Origin of the sequence: Microscilla marina ATCC 23134 (assembly GCF_000169175.1) — a bacterium.
GTDB classification, from domain to species: domain Bacteria; phylum Bacteroidota; class Bacteroidia; order Cytophagales; family Microscillaceae; genus Microscilla; species Microscilla marina.
On the sequence record NZ_AAWS01000006.1, the window covers coordinates 1 to 23,611 of the forward strand.

The window sequence follows — 23,611 nt, forward strand, 5'->3', positions numbered from 1 at the left end:
CTTCGGGTGAGCTTATTTAAACTTTAAGTTTTAAAAATATGGTGTATGTAAAAAGCAAAAACGGGAAGGCTCTGATGCCTACCGCCAATGCCAAGGCTCGAAAACTGCTTCGGTACAAAAAGGCTTTTGTGGTAAAGTATGCTCCTTTCACCATTCAACTCAAGTATGATTCTACTGAGTATGTGCAGCAATGCACCTTGGGTGTAGATTTGGGATATGCCAATGTTGGTTTTTCTGTAGTGACTGATTCAAAAGAGTTGATTTCAGGAGAATTGAAGCTTCTTAGGGGACAAAAAGACAGGCTATTGGAAAAATCTCAATACCGAAGAATCAGAAGGCAAAGGTTGAGATACCGAAAGCCTAGGTTTGACAACAGAAAGTCATCAAAACCCATACTGGCTCCAAGTATTCAGCACAAACTGGATTCTCAAATTCGGCTCGTTGAACAGGTTCAGGATTGTTTGCCAGTTTCGGGTGTAGTGCTGGAAGTTGCAAATTTTGACATCCAAAAGATCAAAAACCCTGATATTGAAGGAAAGCAGTACCAGAAAGGTGAACAGGAAGGTTTTTGGAACATCCGAGAATATGTATTGCACCGGGATAAGCATAGTTGCCAAAATCCTGATTGTAAGAACAAATACAAAGGGAAAATACTACAGGTTCACCACATAGTTTTTAAGTCTATGGGTGGTGGAGATACGCCAAACAACTTGATCACCTTGTGTACCAAATGTCATACTTCAGCCAATCACAAGAAAGGGGGATTTCTATGGGATTGGTGCAAGAATGGCAAGAAAGTAAGCACCTCTATAGGTGCTACTTTTATGTCTACGGTCAAGTGGATGATCTACCAGAAGTGTAAAGACATTACTAACACCAGCATTACCTTTGGCTACATAACCAAGTCCGGTAGGGTTAAAAACAACATTGAAAAATCTCATGCCAATGATGCTTTTATCATTGCAGGAGGGACAAGCAGGCACAAAAGATCAGTCTATACCTACAACATTGAACAAAACAGGCTTTCAAATAGGTCACTTTCCAAGTTCTATGACAAAAAAGTAGTAGATATAAGAACTGGGGGGATTGTAAAAGGAGCTATGCTGGATTGTGGTAGAAGAACCAGGAATAAAAGCCTAAATGGTGAAAATTTACGAGTATTTAGAGATGCTACAGTATCAAAAGGTCGTGTGGCCATCAGAAAAGGAAAGTCTGCGTACCAACCCAATGACAAAGTCATTTTTGAAGGCGAAAAATTTACGGTGAAAGGCACCCACAATAAAAATTCAAGGGTGATTCTGAAGGAGATCAACAAGTCGGTAGCACTCAAAAAAGTAACCCCATTTTCGTTTAAAAAATCAACCACATGGAATGTACAACCGAAAATCACAGCAAGCTAATTTTTGTGTGCAAATACCGAAAACATTTGCTCATCAAAGTAGGTGGGTATATCAAAAGTGTGTTTCATTCAATTGCCTTAAAATATAAGCTTGAAATTGTGGAAATGGAGGTGGATAAAGACCATATTCATTTGCTTATTAGGCATTCGCCAACAAAATCCATATTGGAGATTGTAAGATTATTCAAGCAAATATCCACATTTGGGATATGGAGAAGTGATCATTCTGATCTCCTTTCAAAGCATTTTTGGAAAGAAAAAACGTTCTGGTCAGATGGATATTTTGCCTATAGTATTGGTAATGTATCCAAGGAGAACATTGCAAAATATATTCAACAAAAAGGTTAAAGTTTGGCAAAGCCAATCATTTTTCCTCCCCGAGCCTAAAGGCACAGGGGCTTCCAAATGATAAAATCTATGAAAAAGTTTTTTACTCTATTTATTCTAGCATTGGGTTTGGTACAAATTGGCTGGGCACAACCACCTAACCAACACCGTAGCCGCCCCCGTCAACCTCATTTAAAACAAGGTTTTTTTCCACCAGAAATGGTCATGCAAAATCAGCAAAAAATAGGCTTGACTACAAGCCAGCAACAATATATCAGCAACGAAATGCAACGTACTCAGGCAGAGTTCAACAAGTTGCAGTGGGCGTTGCACCGGGAAATGGAAAAAATGCATACGCTTACCCAACAAACCAAGGTAAATGAAAAAGCAGCCCTTCTACAGCTTGAAAAAATACTTGCGCTTGAGCGCCAAATCAAAAAGCAACAACTGAGGCTTATGATCAGGATTAAAAATCAGCTTACCGACAAACAAAAGGCAACACTTAAAAAAATAGCCCCACCGCGTCGTCATAGGCGTTAAATTTAGGCTTCTTGCCAAAAAATGCGTATCTTAAGACACGTTGAGTCAAACGTTTGCCTAATTGGTCAGGCAAACGTTTTTTATTCATTATTTTAGACCCCACTGAACGTTGTCTAAATCAAATTACCACCACAATGTTTTTAAAAAAAAAGAAAAAAGGAATACAAGCTGACGACAAAGTATGGATAAGCAAAGTTGCGAAGTTTAAGGGATTGTACAGGTTTCTGGAAAAAATAACCGAAGCAGGCACCAATGCATTGATTGTGCACCACTTTGATAATACCCAACAGGAGGTGCAACTCATGTTGGAAAAGCTTGAGGTATCGCACCAGACTATAGAAGCAAGCGACATGGTGACCAACCCCACCAATATTTTTGTAATCAATGCCCACAACTTGTCACAACTCAGTACATTGCCTCAATACCTTGCCCAGGGCAACCAATTACAAGTAATTGTTTCGGAACACTACCCAGCATATGAACGCGACCAGGAGGTATTGCAGCAAATCAAAGATTACTTACCCAATGCCCCTATTTGTTTTTTTACCTCGCTCGATGAGCCTTTTATGCAACTATTTGGTAGCGACCGCATCATAAGCATGATGGAAAGCATGGGAATGGATGAAAATGAAAGCATTGCCCACAGTATGGTTACCAAGGCGATCATGAAAGCACAACAAAAAATAGAGAAGCACGCGTTGCAAACAATCCACACTGCCTCACAACAAGAGTGGTTTGATCAGCGTGAAATAAATCACTGAGTTTTTGTATACATTTGGGCATGCATACAGTTTTTAAAGTCGTGTGTGTTTGGTGGCTGGTGTTTGTTACTGCCTTACCTGTACAGGTATTTGCTCAGGCTGACTCAGCTATCCAAGCCCAAAAACCAACTTATTATTACTGTCCTCCCTGTGGTTGCAACGCTGACCACATCGTGTATAACCAACCAGGGGTTTGCCCTGAGCTAGGGTGCAAGATGAAACTACTGCCTTCTAAAAATGCACAGGTGGGACGTATTGCTTTTGTATGGACTCAGGTAAGCGCCAAGCGCTGGGCTTTTGCCTTTTACAAAAACCTCACGTTGCCCAGTATTATTCAGGGCTTGATTCTCGCTTTTATTCTGTTATTTAACTTCAGGAATAACCGACAAGCCAATGTGTTTTTAGCCATATTGTTGTTTGCCATCTCTTTTCATAGTTTCAGGTATTATGTAGCAAGGCGTATCTTTTCCCTCTTACTTTCAGAGTTACTCAATCAACCTGACTATCACTTCGGCAACCTTTTTATCCCCTTTTCTTTTATATTTATTATAGGTCCAGCGCTGTATTTTTATGCCAAAAGCCTTACCCTGCCCCAGTTTAGGTTTAAGCGCAAAGACTTGGTTCATTTTATACCTGCTACCATTACTCTTATGGTATACCTGGTGCTTTGGCTACAAAGTTTGCCTAAATCTAACCACCACAGTTATTCACAAGCCTACCTGTTGTTTAACTCTGTAGAACAAGTAGGAGGAATACTGTCAGGGTTGGTATACAACCTGTTGGCTTTTCGCCTGCTTAAAAAGCATCGCCGTATTTTACCCCAACAGTTTTCTAACACCAACGCTATTACGCTCAACTGGCTACAAGTAATGATTGTACTACTTACTTTGGTATGGTTGGCTTGGTTGGTTATTGCCTTGTTCAATATTCAGGTGTTTAGTTTTGTGCTCGATTACATTGCTTTTTACCCTTTACAAATATTTTTGGCCATCATTATCTACATCATAGGGTTTGCGGGGTTTATTCAACCGCAAGTATACGCCCCCAATATGGTAGCATCGCTTGATGTTGCTGATCAAACCTCTTCTCTGGAAAATAAGGCAAATAATGAAACACAAGCTAGTTTGTCACAAAAATCGCTTCATATCGTTAAAGTAATCCAGGCAATGGAAAAAGAGCAACTATACCTTCATCCTACGCTTACACTCAATGAGTTGGCACGCCACTTACACCTATCGCCTAAAGTTTTATCACAAATATTGAACAATGAACTAAACAAAAACTTCCATGACTTTGTAAACTACTACAGGGTAGAAGAAGTAAAACAAAGGCTATTAGATCCACAGCACCTTCACTTAACCATACTAGGCATTGCTTTCGATGCCGGCTTTAACTCCAAATCTACCTTCAATCGCATTTTTATGAAATTTACCCAAATGTCTCCTAAACAATACCGCAACCAGCACCTTTGATTATTTTCACTTTAAAACAATCAAGTATGGAAACTTTACGCAGCACCCCATTTATAATTACTTATCTCGATGCTGTCAACAAATTACTCGTAGATGTTTGGCAAGAAGGTTCTCAGGGTATGAACCCTGAAAATTTTAAAACCACCCTGACTCAGTGGAAGCAGCTGGTCATTGAAAATGCAGTAACCGCAGCATTGATAGATGCCCGCCAAATGAAGTTTATGATAGATCCAGACCTACAAGAGTGGTCAGGAGTGCATGTGGCTGCTCCTGCGGCTGAAGCAGGTTTAAGAAAGATGGCCACCCTGTTGCCTACGTCTATTTTCGAAAAAGTATCGGTACAGCAAACCATAAATGAGCACCCTGATCGGGTACAATTAAAACGGCAATACTTTGATTCTGAAAATGAAGCCAAACAATGGTTGCTTGGCTAGTACTCCCCCCCTTCGCCTATGCCATATACTGAAACTAAATTTAATACAACAATATGGAGATCTTAAAAGAAAATCAATTCATCAAAATTTACTTTGACAAGGAACAAGAGTTAATCATAGATGAATGGCTACCAGAAACCCGGCACATGACCGCAGATGATTTTAAGGCTAACTTGAGGCTGTGGCTTGGTTTGGTAAAGCAACATCACCCTAAGAAATCGATGATAGATGTACGGAAGATTCAATTTATGATAGAACCTGAACTACAGGAATGGGCAAGTCAACATGTACTCATGCCTGCTTTTCAAGCTGGTTTACAAAAAATAGCTACTGTACTTCCGCCTTCTCTTTTTGAACAAGTATCTATACAGCAAGCCCTGGAAGAGCCTAAGGCAGTAGCCCAAAGGCGTTTTTTTGATGATGAAGCAGAAGCAAAGCAATGGTTATTTAGTCAATAAAAACCCTGTAAGGCACATGGATACTATACTTAAAAATCAATATGTTACTATATATATTGATCGGACAAAGCTACTCATCAACGATGTTTGGAACACTACATCTGCTGTTATGTCTAGCGATGATTTTAAGGATATTTTGTATACCTGGAAAAACTGCATTATTGAAAACAGGTTAAACAAGGCTTTAATTGATGCCCGTAAAATGGCTTATTTGGTAGCTCCTGAAATGCAAACCTGGATTGCTGAAAATATCAATGAGCCTGCCCAAAAAGCGGGGTTAAGACAAGTAGCCACAATATTGCCCTCAGGCGTATTTGAAAAAGTAGCTTTGACACAAACGATGAAGGAGTTTCAACAAAATCAAAGCTTTCAACGTCAAGTATTCGCCAATGAGTTGCTTGCCAAGGACTGGCTACAACTATGATATAAGTAAAACCCTCATTGCATTCAAAAGCAATGAGGGTTTTTTATAACCATCCTCTACTGGTGTACAATAGTCCATAGTATTTAGTCGGTAGTCCATAGCTGATTCGAGTAAATGTTTACCTTGTTAAATACTGTAAACCGAACTTGTGAGCTCAACGAAGTTAATCAGCATTTTATATTAAGACTGTATACTCACTTTATTTTTAAAAGGGTTTCAGTTTTAGCCTACACCAACCAGTTAAATAGTTTTTAAATTCATCAATGACTGATTACCAGCAAACAACTTTCACCAAAAGTACTGCGGAGTATTGGGTGTATAAACCAGCATTTAATTAAAAATATAACGAATCCCTATTTGTGCTCTCCAGCGAGAGATAAGGCTGACGTCGTTTCTGAAAGACTCAGTAAAGGTATTGGTATATTGGTATTGAGGATTACCGTTGGCGTCGTTGCCTACAAAACTGATGGGCTGAGTAATATTGAACACCTCACGTATGCCCCACCTGGAGTTAAGCAAATTACCCAGGTTCAACACGTCTAAACTCAACTGTAGCGTATTGCGTTTGCCACCTACTTTTACATAAAAATCCTGCAAAATTCTGAAGTCAATATTATGAAACCAAGGGCTAAGAGCACCATTTCGTTCCAAAATTTTGCCTCGGTTTTTACTCATATAAGGGTCTTGCTCCACAAAAGCATTGAGTTCTGTCCATTGTTGGGCGGCAGTTTTTGTTACATTGCCATTTGCATCCCGAATATCTACCAGATTGATTTCGCTTTGGCTTTTAGGCACATAAATCAAATCATTGGCCGCTACCCCATCACCGTTGAGGTCGCCCGAATAGGTATAAGAATAACGCCCCCCTTGTCCACTTTCATAAAACAAGGCAACACTGGTAGCAAAGTTTTTAGCATATTCTTTACGGTAGGTCAATGACCCAATAATACGATGCTTGAGCCCAAACTGAGAAAAACTCAAGTTGGGTTGGTTGGGGTTGCCCTGTATAGGATTGCCTTCAAAAATAAATTGAGAAATTTCAGTAGAGATCAACATATCGCGCGAATCAAGGTAACTATACGCCAGTCCTATATCCAGCCCGCCTTTAAAACGTTTTTTCAACTGAGCAGTAAGCGATAATTGATACCCCTTGTTGGTATTGTCTAACACATAAGCACCCGCCACCTGGTTGTTTACTTTGTTGTTGGTGGCGTCAAAGCCCACTCTGCCATCGGGCAAAGTGCGGGTAGGTGCAGCAAGGTTGGCATTTCTTACTGTTACTCCGTTCACATCTTTGCTATACAATAGCTCTAGGGTTCCTACCATGCCCCAGGGCAATTTTTGATCTACCGCCAGGTTGGTCTTCCAAACCTGAGGAAAACGAAAGCCTTCAGCAGTGGCGTTTACTACCCCTATGTTTGCCGGATCATTGCTCCCTCGGTTACTTGCCTGATTGCCTATCCATACAAAGGGTACTCTTCCCGAAAAAATACCTGTTCCTCCTCTCAACTGGGTGCTTTGGTCGCCATTGAGGTCTACATTGAAACCAAAGCGAGGCGCAAATAAAGGGTTAACATTAGGCAACTCGCCCACATCTAATTTCTCATTGTTGTCCTCATTATCTTTAAAAGTAAGTGCCGTAACCAAAGGGTTAGACGTGATGCTTGAAAAATACATAGGAAAGTCGACCCGAAAACCAAAGGTAAGTTTTACCTGATTGTTTATCTGGCGCTCTAACTGCCCGTATACGCCCAGTTGCCCCAAGTCTACCTCTACCAAATTAAACGGCTTTTGTTGAAACTGTGCCACCTCTGCATTGTAGTCGCGATAAGCCGCATCATTAGGGTCGGTAGTAGCCAGGAAATCGGCCACCGAAGAAAAAGAGTATCCACCCGCTGAGGCAGGCACCGGAAACACCCCGTAGTAAAATAAGTTAAATGAGTTGTTGAACTGAAACATCTCAAAGTTTGCCCCAAAAGTCCAGGTATTTTTTCCAGTATAAATGGTAAAGTTATTGGTAAACTGAAAAACGTCTTGATCGAGTACATTGTTAACTGAAAAAGGTTCGTACCCTACTGTAGTGTAAGACAAATTGTTTTCGGCAATTTCGATGGTAGGAAAAGGGGTACTAAATGGGGTTCTGAAATCGCGAAACTGTGTATACCCTACCACCAGGTTATTAGACATTTTGCTTCCCAAACTTGTACTTAGCTCGGCTACTATCGAGTTGATGTTGTTGTTGATGGCATACCCCGAATTACGAAAAGGCAAAGTATTGACACTGGGCGAGCGCCCTCCGGTAAAGTTGATAGCAAAAGGGTTGGGGCCTTGCTCCCGCACCGACTTAAGGTAATTGTAACGCAAAGTCAGGCGGTTTTGCTTGTTGATGTTCCAGTCTAACTTGGCAAGAAACTTATCATTGGTTGTGTTGTATACATAGTTTTCATAAGGACCTGTTTCGTACCCGTATTGGTCGCGCAGGCGATTGCTGATTTGGTCCATTACTGAGGCTTCTACCCTTGACACATTGACTCCGGCAATCCCCGGACGACTGGCTATAAAGTTAGAGCCTGGGTCTTCGCGGCGTACCGACTCCCCATTGATAAAGAAAAATAGCTTGTCTTTGATAATAGGTCCGCCTAACCTAAAACCGTACTGGGTAAACTTAAGGTCGGGGTTGGTTACTTCTTCATCAGCTACTTTGTTTCCTATCATTTGTTCGTTTCTGATAAAGGTATAAACCGACCCTTTAAACTCATTGGTGCCACTCTTGGTAATGGCATTTACCCCTGCCCCAGTAAAGCCACTCTGACGTACATCATACGGGGCAATACTCACCTGCAACTGATCTATAGCGTCTAAGCTCACCGGTTGGGCGCTGGTTTGTCCGCCAGGGGTGGGGGCATCCAACCCAAACGAGTTGTTAAAAATAGACCCATCCAACGAAAAATTATTAAACAAGGCATTGCGCCCCATAAAACTGTTGCCATCACTTTGAGGAGTCAAGCGTGTATAATCTTGCTGGCTTCGGCTAATGGTGGGCAATGCTTCTATTTTGTCGCGGTTGATGTTAGAGGTTGCCCCAGTGCGGTCATTGTTAAACAACTGATCGCTCACTACGACTACCTGCTCAAGGGTGGCGGCATCTGCTTTTAACTGAAAATCTACTGCCAGGTTTTGTCCTAGCTTTACAAAAACATTTTCTTTTTTTTGAGGCTTAAATCCCACAAAATTTACCTGAAAAGTATAAGGACCACCCGGACGAAGGTTAGGCAAATAAAAACGCCCGCTTGCCTGAGTCACTGCCCCATATTGGGTACCCGTAGGCTTGTGTACAATCACGACGGTTGCCCCTGGCAAAGGTTCGTTTTTATTATCGGTTACTTTGCCATTAAAGGCTGAGTTGGTTACCTGAGCAAAGGTATTGGTAAAACCAGCCAATACTCCAAGTACTGATACAATAAGCGTAAATCTTTTGATCATATTACATAAATATTTGTTAGAAGAAATGTATTCAATGCTACTGTAGCACTTGCACTTAAAACAGAAGGGACAAATCGTTGGGCAGTTGCATAGATTTGACAAAGCTTCATCAGTCAAAGGTGTATACTATCAGCTGTTTTGGTTATGTGTGATGCCAACCATATAGTTGTAGTATCAAACATAAATTGCGCAAAGTAACAAAATATTTACATAAAAATAACCATAAGGCAACTTCACTCAATCTTTTAACTTAGAATAATACCAGTGTTACCCCTGCTTTAGATAGGGTATATATACAAAAATGGGCACTCATTCATCTTTTGACAGATGTATGATGCCCAACATTTCAACAGAGCGTGTTGATTATATTTTTAATACCATTGTGGTTTTCTTAATAAACATACCTAAAATATCTTGTTCACGTCAAACACAGTTCCAAAGAGTGCTATAGGAGAAGGTTAAAATTCAAGTAAATTAGTACTACTTATTTTGTTGTTGGGCAATGGCTTGGTCTAGTACCAAGTCTGATTGAAAACCCATACAAACTCACTTGTAGTGGTCTTAAGGCTTTTGGCAAGACCAACACAATGCACGTTCTTCGCTATCGTTACCTGCTCTCTTGGTCAGCTACGCTTAAGACCAAGAGGAGGGGGAAAATCAGGTAAATTAGTACTACTTATTTTGTTGTTGGGCAATGGCTTGGTCTAATACCAAGTCTGATTGAAAACCCATACAAACTCACTTGTAGTGGTCTTAAGACTTTTGGCAAGACCAACACGATGCACGTTCTTCGCTATCGTTACCCGCTCTCTTGGTCAGCTGCGCTTAAGACCAAGAGGAGGGGGAAAGTCAAGTAAATTAGTACTACTTATTTTGTTGTTGGGCAATGGCTTGGTCTAATGCTACTTTTTCATCATATAAACCGTCGTTTCCTTTAAACCTAGACTCAGAGATGAACAAATAACAACCTCCATTATAATGAGACGAATACTTTGCGTATAATTCATCGCCTGGCAATATTTGTATGTAATTCATTCGATCTTTGCCTGTGAGCTGTACCGTAAAGGTCTTACCATCTTGCACATCTTGAGTAAGGTAAGCCCCTCCTCTCAACGATTGAATAACTACACACTTGCGTAAACGCGTATCTACAGGTGTTGACATTAGACTACATTTTATAATTTAGGCTCTAACCACAAAAAACCTGCACACAACAAAAACAAGCCAAAGAAATAGAGCAAGGGTATTGGGCGACGTTGGGTAAGTGGTACCATCGCATTTGACTTGGTTTGGGTAGCTGTTTGTTTTGCCCAACGGTTATTGGCACGTATTTGCTGGATGGTTTGCCAGCTTTGCCAGTCGTCCTTGTCAAAAATGTACAAGGGGGTTTGGGTTGTATCTCCTTTTACTTGTAATTGGTGCCAGCCTTGGTGTTTTGCCCATAGATTGCCTTGCCACTTTTGATCAAAGTTTACCTGGTTTTGTAAATAAAACTCCAGTACATTGCCTGCTTGAGTAAGCGTGCCTACTGGCTGGGGTAAAGCCGTGCTAAGGGTAAGTTTGCAAGCCATATTTACCTTAGGAAAAACCGTGTTTGCCTCCCATACGTGCACAGGTGTTTGTTTTTTGGCGAGCTTGCTCAACAGGTGTGACCAGTAAGCAGCATAATAATTGGGGTTGCCATCCAGCAATAGCTGGTAAGACTCAGCAATGAGGCTTATGCCCACTGCCCCCAACCCGGTCACGTTGTACCCTACCAATGCTTGCCCTTGTTGGTTGCGTACCAAGGCAAGCGTACCTAGTTTTTGCTGTAGCAAGTAGGGGAGCTGCTTCAACTCAAAGTTGCCTTTTACCCCCAGGTCACTGCCATTAATCAAGGTTTTTTCGCGCTCGACGCGCCCCAGTGGAAAGTTTGTCAAGGTGGCGGGCACCCTCCCCGATTCGTCCGCCTGAATGAGCACCCCCAAGCCTTCGTTTTTGACTGCCTGACGCAGTACTGCTATAGTACCCACTCCCAAACCCTGGGCGTATTCAGCGTCTAGTATCAGCAAATCTATTTGCCTGAGCAGGGTAGTGTTTAGTTGAAAACTGGTGGCGCTTTGGTTAACAAATTCATCTTTGACCTTGTTTTTAGAAATAATCGCACGTACTGCCACCTGGTGCCCTTCAGCAGCCAACCAGTTTTTGAGGTATTTGGTCTCAAAACGGGGAAAACTGTTGATAATCACGATGTTTAACTTTTGTTTGGGACGAATGTGTACCGGAACAGATTCGTTGTGTAATGTATCTCCAGTGGGGGCTTTTACCAACATCCGATAGATAAACTGCCCGGCTTCTTTTGGGGAGTCACGCAAGGCAAAGCTTTCGGTCTGGCGACTGCCAATCAAGGCAGAGTCTACTGCACCACCAGGGCTTGCCAACACCAATGTCACATTGGTATCGGTAGGGTTATGATAGCTCCCTTTTACCTGCCAAAGGTCTTGGGCAATGGTTTGGCGAGCGTAACTTACAGTGGTAAAACCCGCAGGAATTGGGTTGAGGTGAAATACAGTGTTGAATGCCTTAAGTGTGGGCAATTCATAAGGTTGCACTCCATTGCCTACTATGTGAAGCGTACCCAATTGGGGATAGTTTCGTTGAATAAATGCCGCATCTGGGGCTTTGATTGTATGTTTGTCAATGCCTCCCCCTTGATAAGCAAACACGAGCACACTATCTTCACGCTCACGCAGGCTGTCAACCGTTGCCAATGTATATTCGTTGGTAAGCAAAATGGCGGATAAAGTCTTTTGGGCGGTTTGGCAGGCAGGTTGCAGCCCCAACATTGCCAAAGCCACCACCAGGCCTGTGCTTGCCAATAGCCGCCCTGCCAAATATTTTTTATTCGATCGTTGCCAGGCTTGCCAACTCAACAATGCCCACATCCCTAAAGTCACCCACACTACCACCCAAAAGGTTTGGCTGTTTACCAACCACACAATATGTTCTGGTTTCATTTCTTCAGGTTTCATTTCCCCAGTTTATTTAAATAAATTTCCAACAAACGATTTTTCATTTTGCGTTGCATGCTGGGTTCGGCAGCATTTTGCGGCAACGCGCGCCACAAGGCATTGATAAGGTAGGGCAGTACCCGCTTGATGTCGGCAGGGGCTAGTTGGTCTTGAGTAAGCTTTTGTAAGGTTTTCAAAGCAGTCAAAAACTGTCCGGGTTTGTCTATAGCCACTGTAGCAAGTTCACTGCCTGCCGCCCTCAACCACTGTTTTTGCCTTGCAGTGGGCAAAGTTATCCGGTGGTTACGCCATTGCTCCAGCAGGGGCAACACCTTGCGAATATTGGGGTACAAGACCTTGTCTTCGGTGCTGCGTTTTTTATACACATTTTGGATGTCTTCCAATTCGCCCTTAAGACGTTTTTCCTTTTCTTTGATGGGTGGGGGTTCAAACCCAATGCGCTCTACATACACCCTTGATTTTTGCTGAATCTGTTTGATGAGTTTCAAGGCTTTGTATTGGTAAGGTAATGATGCTTTGGGGCGGTTGGTGCGCAAATGTAGCTCCGACTGCCACATATTTACCAAGGCTTCTTTCAATTGTTTTTTGAGCACTTCATCAAAAAATGTCGCCTCTTCCATCAAGTCGTGCAAGTGCATCACACTGGTAGGCACATAATCGTTGGGGTTGTTAGAGGGTGCCGCAGACTTGGGGCGGTGGTTATGGTCTTTTTCGTTGCGTTTGAGCACCTCCAGCGACGAAGTGCGTTTTTTCCATTGGCTATGCCCGTGGTCTTTGTGGTCGTGTCCATCGCCCTCGTAGTGAACCTCTGTAATTATTTTACCAGTTTTTTTGTCTTTGTAACGCACCGTATCTCTTTTACCTTTGTCATTGTGCTTATGATGTCCATGGTCATGATGATCGTGGTCGTGATCGTGGTCGTCGTGCCTATCATCTGCGCCAATACTTACCTCATACTCTTCGCCCAAAAACTTTCCATAGCGCAAGCGCAAAATCTTTTGGTCTACTCCAATACCATTGCTTCTGTATTCAAAAGAATCTTGGGGCATCGTTGCCTTATTACGTAACAATTTTTCGGTGTCGATGATCAATTGTCGTTGGCTACGAAAATAATCAGGCAGTTTGTTTACCCCATTGCCCATTTCTGCGGTCAATTGCTCGCGGGTGGTGTCCTGAATGCTCACAAAATACATTTCAGTACGTCCTTTTTGGGCTTGCGGGCTTTTATTGTCTATTGCCTCCACAAAAAAATAGAGTTCGTCGCCAGGTGCCATGCCTAGTTGTTGTAGGTTCAGCGTTTTGTGCAGCTGATGGCTTCGCCCACCAGGGACAAAATTGCCAAAACGTAGTTTTTGTTCTCTAAACTTGACCGACTCGCCCTGTCCCTTGCTTACGGTTGCCACTATGTAGGCATCGGTTATGCCATAATCATCGGTTATTTTGGCGCTAAGGCTGATATTGATGTTGGGTTTAAACTCAAATTCTTCATAGTCATTGATCCCCACAAGGGAAAGTTTGGGGCGCGCATCAGGCACGGGAGTCAGGGCAAAAAACTCGCTGCTTTGCCACTCATTTGATGAACTCAAAGCAGCTTTTTGGCTGGTTTGTCTAAACACTAGCTGATAAAACCCTTTCTCTTTGAGTCGCCACTGTGCCACATACTCATTGGCTTGCTGTGGGCTAGGCTGTAGCCGGAGCGAATCGCCTGTATTGAGTACAATGGCAGCTTGGGCGATGTCGCCTTTGAAGCGGACTTTCCAACGAATCACGCTATTCTCTACAGCTTTTATATTGAGTTCGGGGGCTACCTGGGTGCCTAGCCGGGTATAAGCAGGAGCCTGCACTATAGCCTGTATGCTTTGAATACTGGCGGGTAGCTGTTGAGGCAATTGGGTGGTATTGTGCAAAGTGTCGTTGGCTACACTGGTGGGGGTGCCTTTGGGCAAATGGGCAACGCCAAAGCTAAGGGTAAATAGCAAGCTGGCAAGTACGCCACTACCCAACAAAGTAAGGGCGGCTTTGGGCAATTGATGGGGCAATGTGGCTTGGGTGGCTACCTCTATCAGGGCATTGCTCACTTTTTGCCGTTGCATTTTGGCGAGCAGGTTAAGGTCTTCTTCAGGCAAGAGCAACAACTCGCTGCTGTTTTCTAATACAGGATGGTGTTTGTTTAAATACTGCGCCACATCATACAAAGTAATTTGGCGCAAGCCCCGCCACCAAAGTAAGCCTACCCACACCAATACAGTAAGTAAAGCTCCTGCCCCAGCCAATGCTCCTGCCGACCAACGTACTGCCAGGTACACAGCTGCCATTGTCAATGCACTGATGCTCAAAGCCCACAATAGCAGTTCAACGCGCTTGTACTTGCGCCACTTGCTTTGAAGTTTCTTCAGTATTTGCCGGGTGGTGGCTTCCTGCGATTGGCTTATTTGAGTGGTGTCTGTATTCATGGTTCTTTTTATTGAGTATTCTCTAGTGATTTTTGCTGGTTTTTGGCAAGCATACGGTTGCCATTGCCTCGGTTTGCCAGCATCCTTTCTATCAATACGCCTGCTACCAATGCCCACCACAACCACCCTCTAAAGCTTCGGGTTTCAGTGGTGGGGGTAGTGGGTTGCCTTTGTTGGGCTATAGTTTGGGGCACTGCCTGTGCACTGTTGAGTTGCCTTTGGTCAAATTGTCGCACTCGTGCCGCTGCCGCTGGGTTGGCAAACAACAACTGGGTAAGCTCCCCCAGCAAACCAGCCTCTAATGCCTGAGGGTTTAACTCTGGGTTTAGGCGTTGGCACAACCAATGCCTCTGGGCTTGGCTACTATCATTTACTATCCACTGGGGCACATTTTTCGCCTGATAAAACAGTTGACGCGCCTTTATTTTTTCATAATCTTTAGCCACAAGCTTCCCTTTTTTCAACACCACCAACCAATCAGTTTTGCGTGTAGCATCCAGTTTTTTTGTAGCATATACTTTCACCTCAGCACCCATATATTCACCCACGGCTTGCAGGGCTGCCGCCAAATATTGTCGATCAACAGCAAAGTCTTGATCATATAGTAGCTGTACGTTTTGCGCCTTGGGTGAGCGAATGGGTACTATGTTTTGAGGGGCAGTGGCAAAGCTTACTTGTTGGTTTTGGGCCTTGATCAAGGGCAAATCCCTGATTTGAATAGAAGGTTGCCGCTTTACTTTTTCTTTGAGCAAACGGGTACCTTCTTTTGTGCTCCTGCCAATACTCAACCAAAGACTGTCGTTGGGCAGCTGTAGGGCATCTGCCAAAAACACTTGTTTGCGCTCTATAGGTAAGGGCAACCATTGCACTTTTAGGTTCAGTTTGGGGCGGTTTCCCGCAAAATTTCGGGCAGCATTGGGAGCAAGTATCCATACCTTTTCGGGAGCATTAGCGCGGGCGTCTATTTCTCGCAAAAACGACCAATAATCCACATTGTTTGCTTTGGCGGAATTGGTAGACAAACTGGTTTTAATAGCGGTTAATTGCGTGGGCAATACTTTGGGCATTCCTGGCTTAAGCAAATGAATGGCATAGCCTTTTTGTTGCAAAGAATCTATGGCAGGCCGCGCCATAGCATCTCTCAACATTGCCTCTTCGGTCAGTAGCCATTGGGTAGACAAGTGGGCGACTTTTTTGGGCTGTTGTTGGCTCACGTCTAGCAAAATAAACACGGCAACTAACACCAACCCTGAACGCAATAGGTACAATCCTGCTTCGTTGAATCGAATGCTGCTCAAACGGGTGTTTTCGGCGGCAATCATCCACTGTACACTGCCTACCTTTACTGTTTTGCCTGATTTACGACTCCACAAGTGTATAATGAGCGGTACAAGCAAGCCTAATAAAGCCCAGAGATATGTTGGTTGTTGTATGGTCATGAGTCAATAGTTTTTAGTCGGGAGTCCATAGCGTTGACAAGGTGCTAGGGACTAGGTGCAAGCTACACCCTGTTCCATAGGTAACTACATTTTTATATCACACTGATTTTTAATAGTTTACAAAACCGACAGACGGAAGTCGATAGTCAATAGTTTTTAGTCGGGAGTCGGGAGTTTTTGGCTGTTTTCTTAGTTTTTATTGATCAGAAAGTAGTTGATGCGCCCTAATCAATAGTCAATGGTCGATAGTGGCTGACGCGTGTAACTAAAATCTTCACTAAGTAAGCTTTATTAGTCGAAAGCCCGTAGTTTTTCTCATAATTAAGAAATCGCTTTGCGCAACCATAAAACAATAGAGCCATAAAACAATATAACCATTAAGCCATTTTTTAAAACCTCCTCTTCACCAAAAAGTCATTCAGTGCCCTGTCTAGTGGTTCGCCCATCGAGAATAAATCGTAACTGATCTCTAAATCCAACATTTGAGTTTTTATTTTGTTCAAATGCTGCGCTAACTGTTCCTTGTATTGTTTGCGCACTTTTTGGCTGTCTACTTGCACCCTTTGCCCGGTTTCCAGGTCTTCCAGCGTTACCGTTCCTTTATAATTTAGTTCTAGCTCGTTGTTGCCCATCAAGTGAAAAAACAGCACTTCATTGCGCAAAGCACTCAATTGCTCCAGGGTTTTATAAATCTCGTGGCTGTGTTGGTACATGTCGCTTATAAAAACAATCATTTCTTTGTTGCCTCCTTGGTTATGGTATAACAAAGGACTATCGTTTACCGCTGGAAACTTGCCCCCTGGTTTTATCTGAAGTAACTCGTATACAAAGCGGTGTAAGTGCTGGCGGTGTTGACGAGGGGCTAACTGTACCAGTTGATTTTCGTTGATGGCAAACAAACCTATAGCATCGCCTTGCTCCAGGGCAAGGTGTGCCAATGTTGCAGCAAGCAAACGGGCAAAATCTATTTTTTTAATGCTTACCTTACTGCCTTTAGGTTGGTCTTCGTGCAGCATAGAGGCACTGGCATCTATCACAAACTTAACCGTAATGTTGGTTTCTATTTCTGACTCTTTGACAAAGTATCTGCCCGAACGGGCGTACATTTTCCAGTCGAGCAAACGCAAATCGTCGCCTGGCTGGTAGCTACGATATTGCCTGAACACCTGCCCCTGCCCGGTTTTGATGCTTTGGTTTTGCCCTAGTAAATAACTACCAATAATCATTTTACTCATGAGCACCAAGCCCTCTACCGAGTTGAGTAATTCGGGTTGTAAAAGGTCATTGTATTCTTGTTGGTTTTTCATATTTAGTCGATAGTTAGGAGTCCGTAGTCGGGAGCTTCTACAAGCTGTTAGTCGTTAGCCATTGGCTCGCGAAGCGATTTTTTTGTCATTCCGAAGAACTGAGGAATCAGCTTGGTTTTCAAGCAGCTAATCTACTTTGTAAAACACTGATTTTTAAGTGTTTATAAATTATTAAATGGAATTACTATGCTGTTTGCTTAAGTCCTAGTTAGCTAAAAGGTTGTAGGTACGACTTTATCCACAGTCGACGGTTGACAGTGCTGATGCGTATCTTAAAATATTCACCAAGACAACAAGATTGGTCAATAGTACCTTGTAGCTACCTCAAACAATCATATTTGCAAGTATGACAATCATTAATATTTGATTGTACGCCAATGCTAGATATTGCTGCACACGAAACAGCCATCAACCATCGACTGAATGCTATCACCTACCACCTATTCCAACCTACTTTTGGGCAAATCGACTTGTTTGAGCAACTCGGTAGTTGCCTGGTCAGCCGCAATGCCTTGAGCCTCTGCCTTAAAGTTCATCAATACACGGTGACGCAACACAGGGTACGCCATTGCTTTTATATCGTTGAGTGTTACTGCAAATCTGCCCTGTAGCAAGGCGCGGGCTTTGGCAGTCAAAATCATTGCTTGCCCGGCGCGAGGCCCTGCTCCCCAACGCACCCAATCTTTGACAAAAGCCACCGAAGTGGTATCGGGGCGGGTGGCACGCACTACCTTATTTACAAAGGCTACCAGGTCTTGGGCAATGCTTACCTCGCGTACCAACTCTTGCACTTGTTTTATTTCTTTGCCCGACATCACAGGCTCAATTCGCACTTTTTGGGTGCCTGTAGTACCTGTCAATATCCCCAGTTCGTCTTGTTCGGTGGGGTAACCAATCTGAATAAACAATAAAAAACGGTCGAGTTGGGCTTCGGGCAAAGCGAAGGTGCCCGCTTGCTCGATAGGGTTTTGGGTGGCAAGAATGAAAAAGGGGCGGTCGAGTTCGTAGGTTTTGCCTCCATAAGTTACCTCAAACTCTTGCATGGCTTCCAGCAGTGCCGACTGGGTTTTGGGTGGGGTTCGGTTGATCTCATCGGCAAGAATGATGTTGGCGAAAATGGGTCCTTTGTTAAACTTAAATACCCGTTCGCCTGTGGCTTGGTCTTCTTGCAATATTTCGGTACCTGTAATGTCGGTGGGCATCAAATCGGGCGTAAACTGGATACGCCTAAAGGGTAGCTCTATGGCTTGCGATAGGGTGCGAATCATCAAGGTTTTGGCGAGTCCTGGTACCCCTTCGAGCAAGGCGTGCCCGCCTGCCATAAAGGTAATGAGCAATTGCTCGATGGTATCTTCCTGCCCTACTATTTTTTTATGAATTTCTTTCTTCAGCAAAGCAAGTTTGTCAATCAACTGCCCTACTTCGGCTTCGGTTGTTTTCATGGGTTATATGAGCTTCAAGGTGCAAGCTACAAGTAGCAAGCGTTTTTATATGGTTACAATTTCTTGTTTTTTTGGGTATTGGGTTTGGCGAAAACTGCTATTTTCCCAATGCTTTTTTATATTTTTTTTCGTCTTCGAGGATAGCTACTATTACTTGGCAAAACACATCAAACTCTCCTTTATCATTTTTTTCACCAAACCCTTTAATAAGCAGTTCAAGTTCCTGAATAGAAAAACCTTCTGCATCAATATCTATCAGCCTATCTTCAATTGCTTCTCTTCTAAGTTTTTTTAACTTCTCAACATCCAAACCTAATATTTCTATTGTATCTGTCACATTCTTGTTGTTAGCATCCTTTGCCTTAATTGCTCCACCATAATCGTATACAAAGTAACTTTCACAATTAGTCATCTTAGGATGAATCGCTATTTCTTTATTACTTTTTTTTGCATCACAATGTAGTTTTTTCGGAGAGCTAACCACCTGAACAATAACACTATCTCCTTTTTGTAACAAATCTGTATATGGGTTAATTTTCTTATGTGGTTTTTCTGCAAAGTTCATTGCATACAAGACTTCCTTATTTGTATGATACTTTTGCATAATAACCTCCCATGTATCATCTGCTTCACATACATGTGTAATATTTTTTTGATCACCATTACAAGAAGCAAATAGGTTACTATACTCGTACATTTTTTCAGGATATTTATCTTTATCCTTAGGCAACAAATGTTCAATTGGGGTGTAATGATTATCAAATATTCTCATGCCACAATAACAACAGATATACCCCTGTTCTTCCAACAAATATTTCTTCAAAAACCCAGGAGGTTGCCAAGCTGTTGGGTTATTTTTCTTTTTCCAATCTTCAAACTTTTGAGGTGATGCTTGCTTATTGATGTACTTCATCTACCTAAGACCTCCTTTCGTTTAATGACAGCTAACTTTGCATTTAACTCTCGGTCATGAGTAAGGTTAAAATCTTGAAATAATTGTTCAATATAATCTCGTGCCTTGCTTAAATTTTCTTTACCACCTTCTTCTATTAATTTTTGTACTTTGGTTAATTTAGGTTCAAATTCACGAGGTCGAGCAGATACCCCCATTACTTCTTCTAAAATCCAGTTGACATCTCTGCCTAGAGTAGAATCGGGCTGTTCACAAGTGATTTGATTGTTTTCGTTGCGAAATAAAAATATATTTCGAGCATCCACATTATTCAATACATGCGGCGAGTGCGTAGTCACGATAAATTGAATGTTAGGGAAAGTTTGCTGTAGGGCAGGCAATACATTGCGTTGCCAAGCAGGATGCAAGTGTAGTTCTATTTCGTCTATCATTACCACACCTTCGCCCTCTAGTTTATTCTCTAAAGCAGGGTTAGCAATGGTGAGGCGGCGGGCAATGTCGCACACGAGCATAATGAGGGTTTTCTCTCCGTCGGATAGTTGGTTGATATCAAAGTCTTGCCCGTTTTTGTTAATGGCGAGGCTATAATCGCTTGCCTTAAACTCAAAAACAGGTGAGTCATTCACTTTCACAGATAAATTGGTATACTTGTCTGAACCTAAGGCAGAAAAAAAAACATCTAATGCTTTTCTTACTACTTCGAGGCGAAAGTCTCTATAACTAAAATCACTCTTATTTCTTATCTGTCGTACTTCCTCATCCTCAATTTGTTTGAACCATTCTGAAAAGTCTTCGGCATGAGAAATTTTAGAACTAAAAGCATTTTGATATGTAGCAAGTTGGGGAAGAATTTTCTTGATTGGATTGTTATCATTTACCTCTCCCTCTTCAATTTCATGTTTTTGATTGGTTCTTCGTAAAAAGTGATGTTTTTCTGTTTGATAATACGCAACTATAGGCAAGGAACCATTGGCGTTTACAATGGATGTTTTTTTAAGGTTAAAACTCCCAATGCTTATCTCTTGATTTGTAAATTTACTTATTCTAATTCCATTAGCTTGTTGCCCTGTCAGCTTGACTTGTAATGCCTCATCACTATTTATTCGAATATCTTGATTTATTAAGTTAAAGCCTTTCAATAAAAACCGATCAAAAAAGTATTGATCTGATTCATTCCATTTCGCAAGCCTCAAAAACCACAAGGACGCCATCCCCAAAGCATCCAACACTGACGACTTACCCGAACCATTGGTACCAATAAATACCGCTAAGTTGTTGTCAGGAAACTGGATTTTGAGGTGTTTAAAACCACGGAAATTATTTAACTCTAACTCTTTGATTTTCATATCTTCTCTATCCAATATTTTTCACTCAAATGTACAGCTTTTTGGGTAAAACAGTTTAAGCCGTCATCGCATACATCACTATGTTCACCGCAAACTTGGTATTGTCTTGAGCCATCCAACGTTTGTTGCGGTGGTCGTAGTCCCATTCGCAACCATAGTCTTTGTTGCTGTAAAGCACCCCAATGCGTCCTTTTATTTCTATGGCTTTGAGGTATTCGTGCACCAAGTCATCGCCCCAACCGTTGAGCTCTTGTGAGGTAGCAGGAGGTCCTTCGTCAAACTTGAAAAAAATGTCGTATAGTTCGTGGTTGTTGGGGATTTTCTTGAGGGCGTTTGCCCCAAAAATATCCGCCATCTGACGCTCAAACGATTTGGCAAACAAGCCATCTATATCGTGGTTGCAATCGTCTACAAACACAAACCCACCGTTGCGTACATATTTCTCAAAATTGCTCCGTTCTTTGGTGTTAAACTGTACCAACTTATGCCCACTGAGGTAACAAAAGGGTTGACTAAAAATTTTATCGCTTGCCAATGGCACCACTTGTTCTTTGATGTCTACCGGAATGGTGGTATACTCTATCAGCGAGTTCATCATATTTGAAGGCATGCGCTGGTCGGTGTTCCAGTCGCCAGAGTTGTACTGCAGGCGGGTAAAAGTAAATTTGTTACGGTTGATCATAATATTAGCGATAAGGTACAAGCAACAAGCTTCAAGTATCAATAGTAGCAAGCCATTAGCTGCAAGCAACAAGTAGTTGTAATCCCCTAACAGATTATCTAATACCTAAACTTGTCAAGCTTTAGCTAATTCAATAAAAAAGCGACAAACCAAAAGCATTACTTGTTGCTTGTCGCTCAAAGCTCGTTGCTACTTATATAGCATCCGACAAACTGGTAAAGGTAAAGTCTCGTATCTTCATGGCAGGTACAAGGTTACCGTTGACTCTTTGTTGTTGCCCTAGTTCTTCGAGGTTGTTGAGCATAATGACCGGGCTCTCGTTGAAACGGAAGTTTTTTACGGGGAATTTGATTTTTCCATTCTCGATATAGAAAGTGCCATCACGGGTAAGCCCAGTATACAATAAGGTTTGTGGGTCTACCGAACGGATATACCATAAGCGAGTGACCAACACCCCTTTCTTGGTACTCTTGATCATGTCCTGAATACTGGCACTGCCCCCTAGCATAATGCCGTTAGAAGGTGCTGGCGTATAAATTTTGCCTTTCTTTTTTGCCCAGTAACGTGAATAAAACATGTTTTTTACCACGCCTTTTTCTATCCAGCTCATTTTCTGAATAGGTTGTCCGTTGCCATCCCATGATGCTGACGGCACTTCTTTGTTCCAAGGGTCAGAATAAATGGTAATGCGTTCGTCTACCAGTTTTTCGCCTAGTTTGTTTCCTCCCCCTTTTTTTGCCAAAAAACTACGCCCTTCGTCTGCCTGGCGTGCTCCCATGTTACTTATCATATTACCAATGAGTGCCTCGGCAGCTACTGGTTCCAAAATCACGGTATATTTACCCGGCTCAATCGCCTTGGGCTTGCGTGATAACAATGCTTTGTCGAGTGAAATTTGCGAGGCAGTGGCAGAATTAAACTTCTTTACATCATTATAGTCACGGGTAACCCAACCCGACCCAGTGCCGTCGTTGGTACGCATGGTCACCGAAAAACTTAGGTTGGTACTTTGATTAAAAGCAAACAACCCTTTAGAGTTCATCATGGCGTTGAACCCAGCACTGTCGTTTAAAAATCCGGCAGCGGTTACGTCCTTTTTAGCGGCTGGTCCTATGCTATCTGCCGCTACCTTTGCCCGGTATTCTGGGGTAATGTCGGCAGTAGATTTAACAAATGTAGGCGTGTCTTTGTATTGTTGAGGACCCAAAGGAGGCATGTACTCTGGGTTTTCGGGCGAAAGCCGGGCAAGTTCTTCTGAGCGACGGATCACTTTTTCAAGCGATTGATCGTCAAACTCGGTAATAGTGGTGGTTCCGGTTTTTTTACCAAAACTAGATTGTACTCCCAGGGTCATGGTAGAACGCACCCCACTGGTAGTAATGGTATTACGGGCATAACGAACGTTGCCACTGTCGCTCCCGTTGAGGGTAACAATGCAGTCGTCAGCTTTGGAAAAGCTGAGTGCTTTCGCCAAAATCTTTTTAGCTTCTTCTTTACTTAATATAGACATTGTATGAATTTCTTTTTTAATTGATAAACCTGATAGTCCAGAGTTGGTAGTTAGTAGTTAGTAGCCCAATATTGCTTTCCTAAGCCTTGATTGACTGAAAGTTGTGGTTGTACGTTTGTCCACAGACCACAGTCGACAGTGCTGATGCATACCATAAGCTTGTTGCTTATCACTTTAGAAACTACGGACTCCCAACTATAAACTACCGAC

Annotated in this window: 19 protein-coding genes; 8 read left to right on the forward strand and 11 right to left on the reverse strand. The window is 42.5% G+C overall.

Going from position 1 to position 23,611, the window contains the following annotated elements; translation table 11 throughout:
• Positions 1-38: 38 nt before the first annotated feature.
• The 8 genes from iscB to M23134_RS06235 all read left to right on the forward strand — a co-directional run bounded on the left by iscB (position 39) and on the right by M23134_RS06235 (position 5,815).
• Positions 39-1,400 carry an RNA-guided endonuclease IscB gene (gene iscB / locus M23134_RS06200; protein ID WP_002694652.1) on the forward strand — a complete coding sequence of 454 codons (1,362 nt, stop codon included), beginning with the start codon at positions 39-41 and terminating at the stop codon, positions 1,398-1,400.
• Positions 1,367-1,747: an IS200/IS605 family transposase gene (tnpA, locus tag M23134_RS06205; protein ID WP_045113119.1), complete on the forward strand. Its 381-nt coding sequence runs from the start codon at positions 1,367-1,369 to the stop codon at positions 1,745-1,747. Before iscB ends, tnpA begins: the two co-directional genes overlap by 34 nt.
• A gap of 69 nt (positions 1,748-1,816) precedes the next feature.
• Positions 1,817-2,266 carry a Spy/CpxP family protein refolding chaperone gene (locus M23134_RS06210; RefSeq protein ID WP_045113120.1) on the forward strand — a complete coding sequence of 150 codons (450 nt, stop codon included), beginning with the start codon at positions 1,817-1,819 and terminating at the stop codon, positions 2,264-2,266.
• Positions 2,267-2,400: 134 nt separating this feature from the next.
• Positions 2,401-3,027: a hypothetical protein gene (locus M23134_RS06215; protein ID WP_002694657.1), complete on the forward strand. Its 627-nt coding sequence runs from the start codon at positions 2,401-2,403 to the stop codon at positions 3,025-3,027.
• Between the two features lie 20 nt (positions 3,028-3,047).
• Positions 3,048-4,499 carry a helix-turn-helix domain-containing protein gene (locus tag M23134_RS06220; protein ID WP_002694658.1) on the forward strand — a complete coding sequence of 484 codons (1,452 nt, stop codon included), beginning with the start codon at positions 3,048-3,050 and terminating at the stop codon, positions 4,497-4,499.
• A 26-nt stretch (positions 4,500-4,525) separates the two neighbouring features.
• On the forward strand, positions 4,526-4,933 hold the full coding sequence (locus M23134_RS06225) for a hypothetical protein (RefSeq protein WP_002694659.1): 408 nt from the start codon (positions 4,526-4,528) through the stop codon (positions 4,931-4,933).
• Positions 4,934-4,986: 53 nt separating this feature from the next.
• On the forward strand, positions 4,987-5,391 hold the full coding sequence (locus M23134_RS06230) for an STAS/SEC14 domain-containing protein (protein WP_002694660.1): 405 nt from the start codon (positions 4,987-4,989) through the stop codon (positions 5,389-5,391).
• Positions 5,392-5,407: 16 nt separating this feature from the next.
• The gene (locus M23134_RS06235) at positions 5,408-5,815 is read left to right on the forward strand and encodes a hypothetical protein (protein ID WP_045113122.1); all 408 of its coding nucleotides are present in this window, start codon (positions 5,408-5,410) and stop codon (positions 5,813-5,815) included.
• Positions 5,816-6,145: 330 nt separating this feature from the next.
• Here M23134_RS06235 and M23134_RS06240 read toward each other — a convergent pair whose 3' ends face one another.
• From M23134_RS06240 to M23134_RS06290, 11 genes are all read right to left on the reverse strand, one after another.
• Entirely contained in the window at positions 6,146-9,298 is a 3,153-nt protein-coding gene (locus M23134_RS06240) for a TonB-dependent receptor (protein ID WP_002694662.1), read from the reverse strand.
• Positions 9,299-10,162: 864 nt separating this feature from the next.
• A complete protein-coding gene (locus M23134_RS06245; RefSeq protein WP_002694663.1) occupies positions 10,163-10,462 on the reverse strand; it encodes a S1 domain-containing protein in 300 nt (99 codons plus the stop codon).
• An 11-nt stretch (positions 10,463-10,473) separates the two neighbouring features.
• On the reverse strand, positions 10,474-12,309 hold the full coding sequence (locus tag M23134_RS06250) for a hypothetical protein (RefSeq protein WP_002694664.1): 1,836 nt from the start codon (positions 12,307-12,309) through the stop codon (positions 10,474-10,476).
• Positions 12,306-14,762, reverse strand: a complete 2,457-nt coding sequence (locus tag M23134_RS06255) for a hypothetical protein (RefSeq protein ID WP_002694665.1) — start codon at positions 14,760-14,762, stop codon at positions 12,306-12,308. Before M23134_RS06255 ends, M23134_RS06250 begins: the two co-directional genes overlap by 4 nt.
• Before the next feature lie 8 nt (positions 14,763-14,770).
• On the reverse strand, positions 14,771-16,201 hold the full coding sequence (locus M23134_RS06260; protein WP_045113123.1) for a BatA domain-containing protein: 1,431 nt from the start codon (positions 16,199-16,201) through the stop codon (positions 14,771-14,773).
• 389 nt (positions 16,202-16,590) lie between these two features.
• Positions 16,591-17,508 (reverse strand): DUF58 domain-containing protein, encoded by a 918-nt coding sequence (locus M23134_RS06265; protein WP_002694667.1) that lies wholly within the window; start codon positions 17,506-17,508, stop codon positions 16,591-16,593.
• A 440-nt stretch (positions 17,509-17,948) separates the two neighbouring features.
• Positions 17,949-18,950 (reverse strand): AAA family ATPase, encoded by a 1,002-nt coding sequence (locus M23134_RS06270; protein ID WP_002694668.1) that lies wholly within the window; start codon positions 18,948-18,950, stop codon positions 17,949-17,951.
• Between the two features lie 97 nt (positions 18,951-19,047).
• Positions 19,048-19,863: an HNH endonuclease family protein gene (locus tag M23134_RS37615; protein ID WP_002694669.1), complete on the reverse strand. Its 816-nt coding sequence runs from the start codon at positions 19,861-19,863 to the stop codon at positions 19,048-19,050.
• Entirely contained in the window at positions 19,860-21,209 is a 1,350-nt protein-coding gene (locus M23134_RS37620) for an AAA family ATPase (RefSeq protein ID WP_002694670.1), read from the reverse strand. The genes M23134_RS37615 and M23134_RS37620 overlap by 4 nt, the downstream gene beginning before the upstream one ends.
• A 55-nt stretch (positions 21,210-21,264) precedes the next feature.
• Positions 21,265-21,891, reverse strand: coding sequence for a DUF4159 domain-containing protein (locus M23134_RS06285; RefSeq protein WP_002694671.1), 627 nt, complete (start codon positions 21,889-21,891; stop codon positions 21,265-21,267).
• A 193-nt stretch (positions 21,892-22,084) separates the two neighbouring features.
• On the reverse strand, positions 22,085-23,401 hold the full coding sequence (locus tag M23134_RS06290; protein WP_002694672.1) for a TldD/PmbA family protein: 1,317 nt from the start codon (positions 23,399-23,401) through the stop codon (positions 22,085-22,087).
• Positions 23,402-23,611: the final 210 nt, after the last annotated feature.

Excerpts from the sequence above, each read along its gene's own strand:
- iscB (WP_002694652.1), top strand. The coding sequence starts at position 39 with ATGGTGTATGTAAAAAGCAAAAACGGGAAGGCTCTGATGCCTACCGCC.
- tnpA (WP_045113119.1), top strand. The coding sequence starts at position 1,367 with ATGGAATGTACAACCGAAAATCACAGCAAGCTAATTTTTGTGTGCAAA.
- M23134_RS06210 (WP_045113120.1), top strand. The coding sequence starts at position 1,817 with ATGAAAAAGTTTTTTACTCTATTTATTCTAGCATTGGGTTTGGTACAA.
- M23134_RS06215 (WP_002694657.1), top strand. The coding sequence starts at position 2,401 with ATGTTTTTAAAAAAAAAGAAAAAAGGAATACAAGCTGACGACAAAGTA.
- M23134_RS06220 (WP_002694658.1), top strand. The coding sequence starts at position 3,048 with ATGCATACAGTTTTTAAAGTCGTGTGTGTTTGGTGGCTGGTGTTTGTT.
- M23134_RS06225 (WP_002694659.1), top strand. The coding sequence starts at position 4,526 with ATGGAAACTTTACGCAGCACCCCATTTATAATTACTTATCTCGATGCT.
- M23134_RS06230 (WP_002694660.1), top strand. The coding sequence starts at position 4,987 with ATGGAGATCTTAAAAGAAAATCAATTCATCAAAATTTACTTTGACAAG.
- M23134_RS06235 (WP_045113122.1), top strand. The coding sequence starts at position 5,408 with ATGGATACTATACTTAAAAATCAATATGTTACTATATATATTGATCGG.
- M23134_RS06240 (WP_002694662.1), bottom strand. The coding sequence starts at position 9,298 with ATGATCAAAAGATTTACGCTTATTGTATCAGTACTTGGAGTATTGGCT.
- M23134_RS06245 (WP_002694663.1), bottom strand. The coding sequence starts at position 10,462 with ATGTCAACACCTGTAGATACGCGTTTACGCAAGTGTGTAGTTATTCAA.
- M23134_RS06250 (WP_002694664.1), bottom strand. The coding sequence starts at position 12,309 with ATGAAACCTGAAGAAATGAAACCAGAACATATTGTGTGGTTGGTAAAC.
- M23134_RS06255 (WP_002694665.1), bottom strand. The coding sequence starts at position 14,762 with ATGAATACAGACACCACTCAAATAAGCCAATCGCAGGAAGCCACCACC.
- M23134_RS06260 (WP_045113123.1), bottom strand. The coding sequence starts at position 16,201 with ATGACCATACAACAACCAACATATCTCTGGGCTTTATTAGGCTTGCTT.
- M23134_RS06265 (WP_002694667.1), bottom strand. The coding sequence starts at position 17,508 with ATGAAAAACCAACAAGAATACAATGACCTTTTACAACCCGAATTACTC.
- M23134_RS06270 (WP_002694668.1), bottom strand. The coding sequence starts at position 18,950 with ATGAAAACAACCGAAGCCGAAGTAGGGCAGTTGATTGACAAACTTGCT.
- M23134_RS37615 (WP_002694669.1), bottom strand. The coding sequence starts at position 19,863 with ATGAAGTACATCAATAAGCAAGCATCACCTCAAAAGTTTGAAGATTGG.
- M23134_RS37620 (WP_002694670.1), bottom strand. The coding sequence starts at position 21,209 with ATGAAAATCAAAGAGTTAGAGTTAAATAATTTCCGTGGTTTTAAACAC.
- M23134_RS06285 (WP_002694671.1), bottom strand. The coding sequence starts at position 21,891 with ATGATCAACCGTAACAAATTTACTTTTACCCGCCTGCAGTACAACTCT.
- M23134_RS06290 (WP_002694672.1), bottom strand. The coding sequence starts at position 23,401 with ATGTCTATATTAAGTAAAGAAGAAGCTAAAAAGATTTTGGCGAAAGCA.